This window comes from Leucobacter sp. gxy201, from assembly GCF_051043335.1.
In the GTDB taxonomy this organism is placed as follows: domain Bacteria; phylum Actinomycetota; class Actinomycetes; order Actinomycetales; family Microbacteriaceae; genus Leucobacter.
The window spans coordinates 368,406-382,062 of the sequence record NZ_JAMXWS010000002.1 but is presented as its reverse complement, the minus strand read 5'-3'; the positions used below and the strand labels follow the sequence as shown (position 1 = coordinate 382,062).

The window sequence follows — 13,657 nt, the reverse complement described above, 5'->3', positions numbered from 1 at the left end:
AGAAAGGCGTGGAGTCATGCGTACTTCCAGGCTCGTGAGGCGACGGAGCCTCACGCTCATCACCGCGATCTCGGCTGCGGCCGCACTCGCACTCGTCGGCTGTTCGAGCGGTGCCGGAGGCGATGCCCCGGGCGACGGCACGAATGCCGAGGTCGCGCAAGAGGTGCTCGACCGGATCGACCAGTACAGTGCGGCGCAGCCGTTCGAATACGACGGCCCCGCATTCGATGCCTCATCGGCCGTCGGCTCCACCGTATGGTGGGTGCCGATGACCTCGCAGAATCCTTTCCTCGTGACCGTCGGAGGAAACTTCGAGCGGGCGCTCGAATCGCAGGAAGTCGCGGTCAAGGAATGCGACGGCAAGGCGAACCCCGTGGACATCGGCACCTGCGTGGATCAGGCCACGGCGCAGCAGGCGAACGCGATCCAGGTGGACGGGCCCGAACCCGACATGTACTTGAACTCCCTGCAGGCGGCAGCGGCCGCCGATATCCCCGTGCTCGTCGGAGCCGCAGGAGCCGCCGAGGATCCGATGCCCGCCGAGGTGTCGGGTATCAGCAGCCAGCCGTTCGCACTGAGCGGCCAACTCGCGGCCGACTGGATCATCTCCGACTCCGATGCCAGCGCGAACGTGCTCATCATCACAACGCCCGACGTCGTCGGATCGATCAGCCAGCAGGAGGGCTTCGAAGCCGAGATGCAGGAGTTCTGCCCGCAGTGCAAGGTGACCGTGCAGGGCGTCACGCTCGCGAACTGGGCGACCGACCTCGGGCAGACGGTGAGCGGCGCGCTGTCGCGCGACCCGAACATCGACTACGTCTTCCCGGTATTCGACCCGATGACCCAGTTCACGAACCCGGCGATCCAGCAGGCCGGGCGAGCGGGATCGGTGAAGGTCATCACGGTGAACGGCAATCTGCCCTTCATGCAGGAGCTGGCGCAGCCCGACAGCCTCATCCACGCGATGATCGGCCTCGATCTCAACGCGCAGGGCTGGCAGGAGGCGGACCTCGCGCTGCGAGCGATGGCCGGCGAGCCGACAGTGGCGGGCGTGCACCCGCCGGCCCGCATCTTCACGAAGGAGAACGTCGCCGAACTGACGCTCGACGAGGCGTCGGCGAACGACAGCTCGTGGTACAGCGGCGCCGGTACCGTCGATAAGTTCTTCACGGAGCTCTGGCAGAAATGACCAGCACGGCCTTGCTCACGGATGGCGGGGCGGAGGACCGGCCCGCCATCCGGCTCCGCAATGTGAAGAAGTCGTACATCGAGGGCATTCCCGTGCTCACCGATGTGAACCTCGACATCCCGCGCGGACGAGTCACGGCATTGGTCGGCGCCAACGGGTCGGGCAAGTCGACGCTCGTCAAGATCATCTCGGGGTACCAGGCCCCGGATAACGGTTCGGAGATCATGATCGGCGACCACCGAGTCGAGGGGCAGGTGCGCGCAGACGAAGCCCGGGCCGCGGGCATGCGTTTCGTGCACCAGGACTCGATGCTCGTGTCCGGCATTTCCGTTCTCGAGAACATGCTCATCGGTGTCTACCGCACCGGGTGGCTCGGGCGCATCGCCTGGCGATCCGAACGCCGCAGTGTGCAGGCCATGCTCGACCGCTGGGGAATCGACATCGACCTCGACCGGGACCCGAGCGAGCTGCCGATCGCGACGGTGGCGAAGCTCGCCGTCATCCGCGCGCTGCGCACCGAGCCCGGCGAGCGCATCACCGGCCTCGTGCTCGACGAGCCGACGGCCTCGCTCGGGAAGGCCGACTCGCAGGAGCTCCTGCACTGGGTGCGCGAGCTCGCGAACCGGGAGCACGTCGGCGTGCTGCTCATCGGGCACCGCATCGACGAGATCCTCGCCACCGCCGACCGGGTCGCCGTACTGCGAGCGGGCCGGATCGTCACCGAGAGCGCGGTCGCCGACCTGACTCCGGACGGTCTCGTGCAGCAGATCGTCGGAGGCGAGATCGACTCCTTCTACCCCGAGCGGGAGGGCTCTGCTCTGGAAGAGGGAGGAGCCGCCCTTCGAGTACGAGGTCTGTCGCACCATCGACTGACCGAAGTGTCGTTCGAAGTGCGCCGAGGCGAGGTGCTCGGGGTCACCGGTCTGGTGGGTTCCGGATTCGAGGACCTGCCCTACGCTCTCGTCGACCCCGAGGCGGGGGCAGATGGGTCGATCCTCATCGATGGGACCGAGATAGACCCGCGGCGCGCATCCATCTCGGAGCGCTTGCGGCTCGGTCTCGCCCTCGTACCTGCGGATCGGAAGCGTCGTGCGCTCGCTCTCGACCTGAGTCTGCGCGAGAACATGGTGCTGCCGAGGCTGCGCGACTTCGTCAAGCGCGGGGGGCTCGACAGACGGGCCGAGCAGGTTGATTCCGAGCGATTGCTCGAGCGGTTCGGAGTGCGGCCGCCCGATGCGCGACTCGCGGCGAGCAACCTCAGCGGCGGCAACCAGCAGAAGGTCGTGCTCGCGAAATGGATGTCGGTGGAGCCCTCGGTTCTCGTCATCCACGAGCCGACGATCGGCGTCGACGTCGGCGCGAAGTCGGATATCTTCACACTGATCGCCGACTCGGCGGAGGCCGGGTTATCGACCGTCGTGGCGAGCGTCGAGTACGAGGATCTTGCTCACCTCTGCGATCGCGTACTGGTCATCGGAGACGGCCGTATCGTCGCGGAGCTGAGCGGGGACTCCCTGACCACCGAGTCGATCACCTCCGCCGTCCTGCTCGGAGCCGGCGCAGTGGCCGCGTGATCGACGGCGCGGCGGCGCATCGTCTCCGGTTCGTCCGAAGCGATGCGCCGCTTACTGCGTTCGCCTGCCTCAGGCGCCCTGCAGATCGAGGGCGACGTCGACGAGCATGTCCTCCTGCCCGCCGATGAGCCCCCGCTTGCCGGCCTCGACGAGCAGCGCGCGGGCATCGAGCCCGTAGCCTGCGGCCACTCGTTCGGCGTGCCTGAGGAAGCTCGAGTAGGTGCCGGCGAAACCGAGCGAGAGCGTCTCGCGGTCGACCTGCACGGGGCGATCGTGCAGCGGGCGCACGAGGTCGTCGGCCGCATCCTGCAGCGCGAAGAGATCGGCCGCGACCTCCCAGCCCTGCAGCTCGGCGACCGCGACGAACGGCTCGATCGGGGTGTTGCCCGCGCCGGCTCCGTGCCCGGCGAGCGAGGCGTCGACGCGCAGCGCGCCCGCCTCGACCGCGACGACCGAGTTCGCGACGGCGAGCGAGAGGTTCTGGTGTGCGTGGATGCCGATCTCGGTGCGCTCGTCGAGCGCATCGCGGTAGGCCCTGATGCGGGCGCGCACGCCGTCCATGGTGAGCCGGCCCGCGGAATCGGTGACGTAGACGCAGTCGGCGCCGTACGACTCCATGAGCTTCGCCTGCTGCGCGAGCGACGCGGGGTCGTTCAAGTGCGCCATCATGAGGAACCCCGAGACATCCATGCCCCACGACTTCGCGGTCTCGATGTGCTGCCGCGACACGTCGGCCTCGGTGCAGTGCGTGGCGACGCGCACCGAGCGCACCCCGCGGTCGAAGGCTGCGCGCAGATCGTCGATCGTGCCGATGCCGGGCAGCAGCAGCGTCGTGAGGCGGGCGCGCTGCACGACCGATGCCGCCGCCTCGATCCACTCGAGCGGGTCGTGCGAGCCTGGCCCGTAGGTGAGGCTCGCCCCGGCGAGGCCGTCGCCGTGGGCCACCTCGATCGCGTCGACGCCCGCGGCGTCGAGGGCCTGGGCGATGCGCGCCACGAGCTCCGGGGTGATCCGGTGCCTGATCGCATGCATGCCGTCACGCAGGGTGACGTCCTGCAGGAAGACGGGGGTGCTGGTGCTCATGCGGACTCCTTCGAAGCGGTGGCGGGCGACGCGGCGATGCGCTCGGCCGTGCGCAGCGCCGCCGAGGTCATGATGTCGAGGTTGCCGGCGTAGGCGGGCAGGTAGTGCGCGGCTCCCTCGACCTCGAGGAACACGGTGACGCGGGTGTAGCCGTCGGTGCGACGGTGCTCGGCGGGCACGAGCAGCCCGACATCGAGCTGCTCGTCGTCGAAGACGACCTCCTGCTTCAGGCGGTAGCCGGGCACGTACTCGGCGACCTCCGCCACGCGCTCCGCCACCGCCTCTGCGACGCGTGCGCGCTCGTCGTCGGCGAGGGGCCGGGTGAGCACTTGCACGGTGTCGCGCATCATCATGGGCGGCTCCGCCGGGTTCATGACGATGATCGCCTTGCCGCGCGCGGCCCCGCCCACCTGCTCGATGGCGGCCGCCGTGGTCTCGGTGAACTCGTCGATGTTGGCCCGCGTGCCGGGGCCCGCCGAGCGCGATGCGATGGAGGCGACGATCTCGCCGTAGAGCGCCGGGGCGACCGATGCGATCGCGTGCACGATCGGGATGGTCGCCTGACCGCCGCACGTCACCATGTTGATGTCGGGGGCATCGAGGTGCTCGTCGAGGTTCACCGGCGGCACGACGTAGGGGCCGATCGCCGCGGGCGTCAGGTCGATGAGCCGCTTGCCGAACGGCAGCAGCTTCTCGGCGTTCGCCCGATGCGCCGAGGCGCTCGTGGCGTCGAACACGACGCCGATGCCGTCGAAACCCGGGCTCGCGATGAGGCCGTCGACGCCGTCGGCGGTGGTCGCTACGCCCAGCCGCTCCGCGCGGGCGAGGCCGTCGGATGCCGGGTCGATGCCGACGAGCATGCCCATCTCGAGGCGTCCCTCCGAGCGCAGCACTTTGAACATCAGGTCGGTGCCGATATTGCCCGAGCCGATGATGGCGACCTTCGTCTTCGACATCTGTCCTCCTTGGTTGTCGAGAAATGTGTCCGGCTACGCGGCGATGCCGAGCGAGACCGGTGCGAAGCCCGCGGCCTCGGCGCGCCAGATCGATCCGATGTCGGCGGTCGTGACCGCGACGGCGCCGGTGACGGCGCCCGCGAGCACCACCTCGCCGGGGGCGAACGCCTGCCCGTACCGGCCGACCGCCTCCGCGAGCCAGTGCAGCGCGACGACCGGGTCGCCGAGCACGGCCGAACCGGGCCCCGAAGCGACGCGCTCGCCGTCGCGGGTCATGACGATCTCGGTCTCGAGCAGTTGCCGCAGCAGCTCCGGGCTCGCTTCGCGCCACGCGCCGACCACGATGCGCGCCGACGACGCATTGTCGGCGACGGTGTCGACGAGGCCGATGCGCCAGTCGCGCACCCGCGAATCGATGATCTCGATCGACAGCGCGACCGCTCCGATCGCGTCGCGCACCTCGTCGACGGTGGGCGACGCGGGCAGCGCGCGGTCGATGCGGAACGCGAACTCGGGCTCGAGCTTCGGCGAGATGAGCTCGCGAAGGGGGAGCGCCCCGGCAACGTCCAGCACCATCGCGTCGGTGACGACCCCGAAATCGGGGCTGTCGACGCCGAGCTGCCGCTGCATGGCGAGCGAGGTGAGGCCGACTTTGCGCCCCACCACACGCTCGCCCCGGGCGACCCGCCGTGCGATGCCGAGCTGCTGCACCCGGTACGCATCGTCGAGTTCGAGGCCGGAGCCGGGGCCGGACCCGGCGATCCCTGGAGATGCCGCCGAGGGCTGCTCGATCGGCTCGCCCGTGGTCTCGGCCCGGCGCAGTGCCGCCGCGAGCTCCTCGCGCTGCTGCTCGGTGAGCGCCATGGCTAGAGCTCGCCCCCGAAGAAGGAGCGCACGAGCGCGAGCATGCCGTCGCGGCGCTCGATCTGCACCCAGTGGCCGCACTTCTCGAAGATGTGCAGCTGCGAGTTCTCGAGCAGGCCGTTGAAGTAGACCGACGAGTCGGGTGTGATGAAGCGATCCTCGCGGCCGTGCACGAGCAGCACCTTGTGCTTGATGCGCACGAGCGCCGACAGCGGCAGCGTCATCTCGGCGGGCGACGTCGGGGTCGCGTACATCGACGTGAACGAGCGGCGGATCTCGGGGCGGCTGACCTCGGCGAAGCGGTCTTCGACGATGTCCTCGATCGACGAGCCGAGCGTGCTCTCGTCGTACACGAACCAGCGGGTGAGCGCCTCGAGGTTCGCCTGCGTCGGATCCTTGTAGAACGACACCATGCGGATGACCTCGGTGGGCGGGGCCGCCATCTTGCCGCCCGCACTGCCCATGAGCACGATGTCCTCGACCCGTTCGGGGGCGGTGACCGTGATCCACAGCGACAGCGCGCCGCCGGCCGAGTTGCCCACGAGGCGCACCCTGTCGATGCCGAGGGCGTCGAGCAGGGCGAGAATCTGGTTCACGCGGGCGCGCATCCATGCCGTCTTCGAACCGGGCGCTTCGCCCTCGGCCGGGTGATCGGTGTTGCCCCAGCCGAAGATGTCGGGCGCGATGACCCGGTAGCGATCCGACAGGCCCGGGATGAACCCCTGCCAGTTGGTGCGCGCGTTGGCGCCCGGGCCGCCGCCGTGCAGCAGCAGCACGACGTCGCCGTCGCCGCCCGAATCGAGGTACTCGGTCGTGATGTCGCCAGTGCGGATGCGCTCCACCGCGAAACCGGGGTGCGCTGCCGATCCGGCGGTCGCAGTGCTTGTGGTCATGTCAGGCCTCCGTCGTCGTGTTCATGATGTTGTCATCGGTGTGCGGCACGTAGTCGGTCGGGCCCCACATGGTGAGCGCCGTCGCGATGTCGTCCATGCCCCACTCGACCGGCTCCCAATCGGGGTCGAAGATGAGGTAGCCGTTGCTGAAGATCTCGACGCGGTGGCCCGAGCCCGGGTCGCGAACGTAGAGGAAGAACGCCTGGCTGACGCCGTGCTTGCCGGGGCCCTGGTCGGGGATGATGCCGGCCTCGACGCAGATGTCGGCGGCGCGAAGCACGTCGGCGGCGTTGTCGAGCCAGAACGCGAGGTGGTGCATGCGCGCCGGTGTCGTCTCGTGCGGGCCGGCCTGCATCACGGCGACGTCGTGCACGAGGGGCGTGACGCTCATCCAGCCGCCGACGCGGCCGCCGGGAGTCTGGATGAACTCGCGCAGCTTGAACCCGAGGTTCTGCGTCAGCCAGTCGTGCTGCGCCTCGGGGTTCTCGGTGGTCCACAGGTTGACGTGGTCGATGCGGCGCACGCCGATGCCGCGGTTCCACGACTTGTAGCGCTGGTTGAGCAGCACCGAGCGGTCGGCCTCGGCGACGCCGGGCTTGTCGACATCGTAGTAGAGGCGGAACTTGTGGCCCGACGGCATCTGCAGGCGCAGCGACTTGCCGTAGCCGTCTTCGCGGTTCGGCGCCTCGACGGCGACCTCGTTGCCGTTCTCGGTGAGCAGCGTGTGGAAGCCCTCGAGGTCTTCGGGCCGCTTCACCCGCCACGAGACATGATCGAGGCGCGCGCGGTCGCCGGCCTCGAGAACGAGGCTGTGGTGCTCGCGCTCCATGGCGGCGCGCAGGTACACCTTGGTCTCGGTCTGCGCGGTGACCTCGAGTCCGATCACGTCGCGGAAGAACCAGAGCGACTTCTCGAGATCGGGGGTGAAGAGGTGCGCGGCGCCGAGCTTGGCGACCTCCGGGTAGTGCTGAAACGTCATCGTCTTCTTCTTTCGATTCGGGGTGTGCGGGTGCGGGCGACGCCGCGGTGCTTCGGTGCTTCGGTGCGGGGTGCTGGGGTGCGAGGGCGCTCGACAGGGATCGCCGCTATGCCCAGTCGGGGGCGGCGAGTCCGCTCGTGTCGGCCGCGGCGACGAACCGATCGGGCCGCAGGGCGACGGCGCGCACGCCGTAGCGCTGCATCCAGGCTTGCAGCGATCCCTGTAGATCGACGATCTCGTCGGGGGTGTCGGTGCCCTGATCGCGCTGGCGCACCACCAGGTAGCGGGCGCCGAGGGCATCCCAGGCGGCCTTCTCGTCGGCGGTGAGCAGCGAGGCCGGGTCGATGCCGTCGCCGAGCAGCACGTACTCGCGGCCGAGGGCCTCGTCGAGCTTCAGCATCCAGCCGTCGGTCGTCTCGACGCGGGGCTGCGGCGCCATGCGGCCGATGATGCTGTCATCGCCGATCGGGCCGCGCAGCCAGCCGTCCACGAGCACCGGGGGAGCGATCAGCGGCGCGTCGGGCACCTCGACGCCGGGGGGCGGCGGGGCCGTCGCGGCGGCGAGCTCCTCGTCGCTGAGCTCCTGCTTGATGATCTTGCCGAGACCGATCGCGAGGTTCGTGAAGAAGTCGACGTTCGGGCGGCGCTCGGTCTCGTAGGTGTCGAGGATCGCCTCGGGAGCCGTGCCGTCGAGCACGCGGGCGATCTTCCACGAGAGGTCGTAGGCGTCGCGCATGCCCGACTGCATGCCCGCGCCGGCCCACGGCGGCATGAGGTGCGCGGCGTCTCCGACGAGGAAGACGCGGCCGTCGCGCCAGCGCTCGGCCATGCGCTCGTGGTGCCGGTAGAAGGCGTGCTGGTGGATCTCGACGTCGTCGGGCGAGACGCCGAGGTCGCGCAGCAGCGGCCAGACCTGCTCCTCGGTCGTGAAGTCGGCCTCGGACTCGTTCTCGCGGAGCGGGATCTCCCAGCGGTGGTTGCCGAGGGGCAGGGGGATGTCGACGACTGGGCGCTGCTTGTCGGACCAGAAGGTGAGGTAGTCGCGGTCGGGCCACCAGCGCTTCACCTTGCAATCGATGACGATCCAGAGCACATCGAGGGTGTCGCCGAGCAGCGGGATGTCGAGCGTGCGCCTCGTCGCGCTGCTGCCGCCATCGCAGGCGAGCAGGTAGCGGGCGCGCACGCGGCGCTCCTCGCCGGTCTCGAGGTTGCGCGAGGTCACGGTGACGCCGGTCTCGTCCTGTTCGACCGAGATGGACTCCCATCCGAAGCTCACTTCGACGGAGCCCTGCTGCCGCTCGACTCCCGCGCGCAGGATCGGCTCCATCGCGGGCTGGTAGACGTTGTAGAAGCGCGTGCCCTCGACGGTGCCGAGCGTCGACGGGGTGAAGCTCACGCGCATGAGCTCCGTGCCGTCGTAGGCGACCCAGCGCAGGGCGCGCTGCGGATCGACGACTTTCAGCACGTCCTCGTCGAGGCCGAGCTCCTGGAAGATGCGCATCGTCCAGTCGTTGACCGTGACGGCGCGGGCGCGGGGATAGATATCGATGTCGCGTTCGATCGCTGCGACGCTCAGCCCGCGCGAGGCGAGCGTGTTCGCGGCGATCACCCCCGAGGGGCCGTAACCGATGATGGCGACGTCGACGTCGAACGTCTCCGTGCTGTCTGCGTGGTGCATCGCTTCTCCTTCAGATCGTCCTTGACCTCTGCAACTGCGACCAAGCTAGGTCGCGGCGGGCCGAATGCCCCAGCATCCGTGCCACTGAGTGAGACGGGTGGTTTCGAGGTGTGCTTGTATGGGCGAGACTGAGGGCTCGAACCGGGCGCGATTGCAAACAGGGTGGTCGATATGGCGCAGATGAGGCATCCCGCTGAGCGGGACAACCCGACCGCGGTGGTCGATCGCATCGCCGCGATCGTCAACTGCGTCGCGGAGCACGGTGCCCCGATCTCGATCGGGGAGATCTCGCGCCGCACCGGCCTGCCGAAATCGACGACCGCGCGCATCGTGCGATCGCTGCTGCCGCACGGGCTCGTCGAGGCGCAGGAGGAGGGCTATGTGCTCGGCCTGCGGTTCTTCGAGCTCGGCGAGAAGGCGTCCCGGCCCCGCAACCTGCGCCGGCTCACCTATGCGCACATGGTCGGGCTGCGGCATACGACCGGGCTGACCGTGCACCTCGCGGTGCTCGACGGGTCGCATGTCGTCTACATCGAGATTCTGCGCTCGCGCACGACCCCCATGATTCCGAGTCGCATCGGCGGTCGCGTGCCCGCCCATGCGACCGCGCTCGGCAAGGCGATGCTCGGCTTCTCGCCGCCCGAGGTCAGCGAGCGGCTGATCGCCTCGGGGCTCGAGCGGCTCGGGCCGCGCACCATCACCGACCCCGACGCACTGCGGGCCGCGCTCTGGCGGGTGCGCTCGAATGGCATCGCGATCGAGAAGGAGGAATCGGCGCCAGGCGTCGCCTGCATCGCCGCACCGATTCTGACCGAGGGTCATAGCGGCCCGATCGCGGCGCTCTCGGTCGCCGGTGCGCTCGCCGATATGGATCTGGAGGCGAGCGAGCGCGCCCTGCGCGAGACCATCGATGCGTTGCGCAGACAGGCCAGCGCGCTGCCGCACGCGAGCCGCACGATGTGAGACCTGGGTCTGATTCTCGGGGTTCTTCGGGCTACCTTCTTCTTCCACAGGGTGGCGTTTTGGGCGGATTCGCTCAAATCGGGCGAGTTATCCACAATTCCTGATCAGAAGCACTTTTCGGGGTGCAAATGTCGGTGGGAACTGGGACAATAGAAGCATGTTCACCACCCCAGACCACGCGCCCCAGGGCCCAGGTTTTTCGCCCGCGGAGCCCAGTGCTTCTGAGGCGCGTGCGGGTGCTGCCGATGCTCGCGCCGGGGCGGGTGTGGGTGCTCGTTCGGGTGCGGTGCCGGTGGGGGTGTTCGGGCCGGGCAGTCGCAATCTTGCGGCGTTGGATCAGGCGGTGTCGTGGGTCGAGGATATCGAGCGGCGCTCCCGCGCGCTGGAGGCGGAACGTCTGCGGGCGCACGCGTATGTGCGGGCCGTCGCTGCCGCCGAACACGCGGGCCTCGTGGTGCGGGAGCCGGGCTCGAGTGAAGCCGCTTCGGGCGCCGGGAAGGCGGGGGATGGTCCGGTGGAGCGGTCGCTCGCATACCGGAGCGCGGTGGCGGATGTCGCGGCGTCCGTGAAACTATCGGAGCAGTCGGTGCAGCAGCGCATCGAGAAAGCGGTCGAGCTCACCACCCAGTACGCGCAGGTCGTGTCGGCGCTCGAGGCGGGGGAGGTGGCGCCGCAGCATGCGGGCGTGATCGCGGAGGCCGGCCGCATCATCGGTATCCCCGGCAGTGAAGATACTTCGGAGATCAGAGATCGTCGTGCGGTGTATGAGCGGCTCGTGCTCGACAAGGCCCGCACCGTGTCTCCGAACCAGCTGCGCCCGTATGCGAGGCGTATCGCGGAACGGTATGCGCTGGAATCGATCGATGACCGGCATGCACGCGAACAGCAGCACCGACGAGTGTGGATCGAGACGGCAGGCGACGGTATGGCGCTGTTGTGCGCGTATCTGCCGGTGGATCGGGCGCAGCGATCTACACGCGCCTCACCCGTATGGCGCAAGCTACCGCCCAGTCCGAGGCGGCAGAGGCACGCGCAGCGCGGGAGGACGCCCAGAAGCAGGGCACTGAACTGCCGGTGGTGCGGCCGCGGGGTGCGGGGGAGATCCGGGCGGATCTGCTCGCCGATTTCCTCGGCATCGACTTCACCACCGAAGACAGCGCGCAGATTGTCGCGGATGCGGCAGCGCAGGCGGAGTCGACGGCTGCGGGGAATGTGCAGGGCATCGTGCAGGTGATCGTCCACGCGGACGACCTCGACACCGACCTCGACCCCGACCTCGACCCCGGCCTCGACACCGACATGGCACGCGACCCCGATACTGAAGCATCCTCGGGCCCCGGTGCACGACCACAGTCCACGCTCCAGCCCGAGCTCGAGGGCTGCGGCCCCATCCCGGCCGACATGGCCCGCCGCATCGCGGGGGCCGCGACCTCGTGGACGGAAGTCACCGTGCATCCCGGTACCGGCGACATCCGTGAGGTCGCATCGCGGGTGCCGTCGGCGGATCAGAAGCGCAAGCTCCAGGTCCGAGACGTGCATTGCCGGTGGCCGGGCTGCCGCATGCCGGGGTTCCGGTGCGATATCGACCACACGATCGCCGTGCAAGACGGCGGCGAGACCGCGATGACGAACCTCGGATTCCTGTGCCGTAACCATCATCTCGTGAAGCATCACGGAGGCTGGCGGGTGGTCCAACTGCCGGACGCGACCTACGAATGGACCTCGCCGACCGACCGGAAGACCCGGACGGTGCCGGAGGGCCGGGTCAGGTTCGTCGAGACCGGCGAACCCCCACCCTTCTGACAGGAGAGCGCTGACCGCTCGGCTGTGGTGCGCGCCGGGCTACGGGGTCGTTGAGAACGACACGCCCTGCTCGACATCGAGGCACGCGACGCCGGGCGCGGCCGACTGCGTGATCAGCGACCAGAACAGGGCGAAGCCGGTGCCGCTCAGGTGCACATCGTGGATCGGGAAGACGCGGGGCGCCGCGACCGCGCTCGCGAACTCGACCGTCTCGCGGAGGCTGTTCCACGGGCCGAGCAGCGGCAGGGCGAGCAGATCGATCCCTGCAGGCACAGTCTCGTAACTGTCGCCGGGGTGGAAGACGCGCACGCCGTCGGCGCCCGTCAGCACGAAGCCGACGTTCGTGCAGCGCGGCATCGACGGCAGGATGACCTGGTGCAGTTCGCCGACCGGCTCGATGCCGATGCTTCCGATCGAGAACGGGGCGCCTGCTACAGCGATGCGGCCACGCGGGTCGCCCGCGAGCCCGATGAGCTCGAGCACAGCGGCGGGCGCGTGCACGGGTGCGGCGGGATTGGCCGCGAGCAGTGCGCCGATGCGGTCCGGGTCGACGTGATCCTGATGCTCATGGGTGATCAGCAGGGCATCGAGGCGATCGATTTCGAACACCGCGTCGCCCGAGAGCGTGCCCGGGTCGAGAAGAATGCGCGTCTCCCCGTCTTCCACGAGCACCGCCGACTGACCGAACCGTGTGATCTCCATAACCAGAATCCTCTCGAACATCCGTGTTCCGTGAGGCATCCTAGGCGGTCGCACGGCGGCGATCAGACTCGAGAGCCCTACGATATGAATCATGAAGCGTGACGTGCGGGATCTCGACCTGCCGGCCTATGCACTGGGGTCGGTGGACAAGACCTTGCGCGTTATTCACATGCTGCGTGATGGCAACCCGATTCGGGTGAGCAATGTTGCGAAAGAACTACATATCGGAGTTTCGACAGCTCATCGAATCATGGCGATGCTGGTGTTCCACGGGTTCGCCGTGCAGGATGCCAAACGCCAGTATTTGCCTGGCCCCGCTTTGGGTGCTCCGGTCCTCATGTCGCGGGACGTCGATCAGTTGAGGCAGATCGCCGAACCGATCATCGAGAGACTTGCTGCCGAGGTCGGAGAAACGGTGAACCTGACGCTGAGGGTCGGACCGCATGCGCGAGTGCTCCTTGCGGTCGGGACGAATGGTCGAGCGGAGATGGATCGCAGCGGTGCAGTCCTGCCGGCGTACACGACCGCGGCTGGTCGAGCTGCGCTAGTGGGAGTCAGTGCAGAACAACTCGAGCATCTTTTCCGAGGACCGGCGGCGGAGCGTGCGAGCACGGCACTCGATGATGAGGCATTCGGCTCATTGGTGAGGGAGTTGAACCGGACGAAGACCAGAGGCTTTGCGCTGTCGCGGGAAGATGCCGTGAAGGGCGTGAGCGCGGTCGCTCTTCCGACCTCATATACGGGTACCCGTTCAATCACGATTGCTGTGCTGACTCCCGCCGATCGCTTCGAGGCACTGTTGGCCGACGCGAATCGCATGGACCAGATCGCACGAGCTGCGACGCTGCTCGGAGATCAGCTCCAGGTCGAGGACTGAAACCGACCATCCAAGACCTGTGCACGCCCTTCTGAGGCACTTGCCGGTGCCCGGGTTGCTTTCTTCCCAGCAGAAAGTCATACGAGTAGCAGTGTC

The 13,657-nt window shown here is 68.6% G+C and carries 13 protein-coding genes; 5 read left to right on the top strand and 8 right to left on the bottom strand.

Features of this window, described 5'->3' with window-relative positions; genetic code table 11:
• Positions 1–16: 16 nt before the first annotated feature.
• The gene (locus NHL51_RS04610) at positions 17–1,189 is read left to right on the top strand and encodes a sugar ABC transporter substrate-binding protein (RefSeq protein ID WP_434142024.1); all 1,173 of its coding nucleotides are present in this window, start codon (positions 17–19) and stop codon (positions 1,187–1,189) included.
• Complete coding sequence (locus NHL51_RS04605) at positions 1,186–2,763, top strand: sugar ABC transporter ATP-binding protein (protein ID WP_434142022.1); 1,578 nt, start codon at positions 1,186–1,188, stop codon at positions 2,761–2,763. The genes NHL51_RS04610 and NHL51_RS04605 overlap by 4 nt, the downstream gene beginning before the upstream one ends.
• Positions 2,764–2,832: 69 nt before the next feature.
• Here the strand turns inward: NHL51_RS04605 and dmpG are convergent, their stop codons facing one another.
• The 6 genes from dmpG to NHL51_RS04575 form a co-directional block, all read right to left on the bottom strand.
• On the bottom strand, positions 2,833–3,846 hold the full coding sequence (dmpG, locus tag NHL51_RS04600) for a 4-hydroxy-2-oxovalerate aldolase (protein WP_434142019.1): 1,014 nt from the start codon (positions 3,844–3,846) through the stop codon (positions 2,833–2,835).
• Positions 3,843–4,802, bottom strand: a complete 960-nt coding sequence (locus NHL51_RS04595) for an acetaldehyde dehydrogenase (acetylating) (RefSeq protein WP_434142018.1) — start codon at positions 4,800–4,802, stop codon at positions 3,843–3,845. Before NHL51_RS04595 ends, dmpG begins: the two co-directional genes overlap by 4 nt.
• Positions 4,803–4,835: 33 nt before the next feature.
• Positions 4,836–5,666, bottom strand: coding sequence for a 2-keto-4-pentenoate hydratase (locus NHL51_RS04590; RefSeq protein ID WP_434142016.1), 831 nt, complete (start codon positions 5,664–5,666; stop codon positions 4,836–4,838).
• Positions 5,667–5,668: 2 nt separating this feature from the next.
• Positions 5,669–6,559: an alpha/beta fold hydrolase gene (locus NHL51_RS04585; protein WP_434142014.1), complete on the bottom strand. Its 891-nt coding sequence runs from the start codon at positions 6,557–6,559 to the stop codon at positions 5,669–5,671.
• Between the two features lies 1 nt (position 6,560).
• Entirely contained in the window at positions 6,561–7,538 is a 978-nt protein-coding gene (locus NHL51_RS04580) for a VOC family protein (protein ID WP_434142012.1), read from the bottom strand.
• Between the two features lie 106 nt (positions 7,539–7,644).
• The gene (locus NHL51_RS04575; RefSeq protein ID WP_434142010.1) at positions 7,645–9,216 is read right to left on the bottom strand and encodes a bifunctional 3-(3-hydroxy-phenyl)propionate/3-hydroxycinnamic acid hydroxylase; all 1,572 of its coding nucleotides are present in this window, start codon (positions 9,214–9,216) and stop codon (positions 7,645–7,647) included.
• A gap of 171 nt (positions 9,217–9,387) precedes the next feature.
• Between NHL51_RS04575 and NHL51_RS04570 the strand changes: the two genes are divergently transcribed.
• Positions 9,388–10,179, top strand: a complete 792-nt coding sequence (locus NHL51_RS04570; protein WP_434142007.1) for an IclR family transcriptional regulator — start codon at positions 9,388–9,390, stop codon at positions 10,177–10,179.
• 571 nt (positions 10,180–10,750) lie between these two features.
• On the opposite strand, the gene NHL51_RS04565 is transcribed toward NHL51_RS04570, so the two are convergent.
• Entirely contained in the window at positions 10,751–11,071 is a 321-nt protein-coding gene (locus NHL51_RS04565) for a hypothetical protein (RefSeq protein WP_434142006.1), read from the bottom strand.
• Positions 11,072–11,169: 98 nt separating this feature from the next.
• Between NHL51_RS04565 and NHL51_RS04560 the strand changes: the two genes are divergently transcribed.
• Positions 11,170–11,982: an HNH endonuclease signature motif containing protein gene (locus tag NHL51_RS04560; RefSeq protein ID WP_434142003.1), complete on the top strand. Its 813-nt coding sequence runs from the start codon at positions 11,170–11,172 to the stop codon at positions 11,980–11,982.
• A 39-nt stretch (positions 11,983–12,021) separates the two neighbouring features.
• On the opposite strand, the gene NHL51_RS04555 is transcribed toward NHL51_RS04560, so the two are convergent.
• Positions 12,022–12,684 carry an MBL fold metallo-hydrolase gene (locus NHL51_RS04555; protein WP_434142001.1) on the bottom strand — a complete coding sequence of 221 codons (663 nt, stop codon included), beginning with the start codon at positions 12,682–12,684 and terminating at the stop codon, positions 12,022–12,024.
• 91 nt (positions 12,685–12,775) lie between these two features.
• Between NHL51_RS04555 and NHL51_RS04550 the strand changes: the two genes are divergently transcribed.
• The gene (locus tag NHL51_RS04550; protein ID WP_434141997.1) at positions 12,776–13,561 is read left to right on the top strand and encodes an IclR family transcriptional regulator; all 786 of its coding nucleotides are present in this window, start codon (positions 12,776–12,778) and stop codon (positions 13,559–13,561) included.
• The last annotated feature ends 96 nt before the right edge of the window (positions 13,562–13,657 follow it).

Coding starts and splice junctions, on each gene's coding strand:
- NHL51_RS04590 (WP_434142016.1), bottom strand. CDS start 5,666: ATGGCGCTCACCGAGCAGCAGCGCGAGGAGCTCGCGGCGGCACTGCGC.
- NHL51_RS04605 (WP_434142022.1), top strand. CDS start 1,186: ATGACCAGCACGGCCTTGCTCACGGATGGCGGGGCGGAGGACCGGCCC.
- NHL51_RS04555 (WP_434142001.1), bottom strand. CDS start 12,684: ATGGAGATCACACGGTTCGGTCAGTCGGCGGTGCTCGTGGAAGACGGG.
- NHL51_RS04585 (WP_434142014.1), bottom strand. CDS start 6,559: ATGACCACAAGCACTGCGACCGCCGGATCGGCAGCGCACCCCGGTTTC.
- NHL51_RS04575 (WP_434142010.1), bottom strand. CDS start 9,216: ATGCACCACGCAGACAGCACGGAGACGTTCGACGTCGACGTCGCCATC.
- dmpG (WP_434142019.1), bottom strand. CDS start 3,846: ATGAGCACCAGCACCCCCGTCTTCCTGCAGGACGTCACCCTGCGTGAC.
- NHL51_RS04595 (WP_434142018.1), bottom strand. CDS start 4,802: ATGTCGAAGACGAAGGTCGCCATCATCGGCTCGGGCAATATCGGCACC.
- NHL51_RS04570 (WP_434142007.1), top strand. CDS start 9,388: ATGGCGCAGATGAGGCATCCCGCTGAGCGGGACAACCCGACCGCGGTG.
- NHL51_RS04580 (WP_434142012.1), bottom strand. CDS start 7,538: ATGACGTTTCAGCACTACCCGGAGGTCGCCAAGCTCGGCGCCGCGCAC.
- NHL51_RS04610 (WP_434142024.1), top strand. CDS start 17: ATGCGTACTTCCAGGCTCGTGAGGCGACGGAGCCTCACGCTCATCACC.
- NHL51_RS04560 (WP_434142003.1), top strand. CDS start 11,170: ATGGCGCAAGCTACCGCCCAGTCCGAGGCGGCAGAGGCACGCGCAGCG.
- NHL51_RS04550 (WP_434141997.1), top strand. CDS start 12,776: ATGAAGCGTGACGTGCGGGATCTCGACCTGCCGGCCTATGCACTGGGG.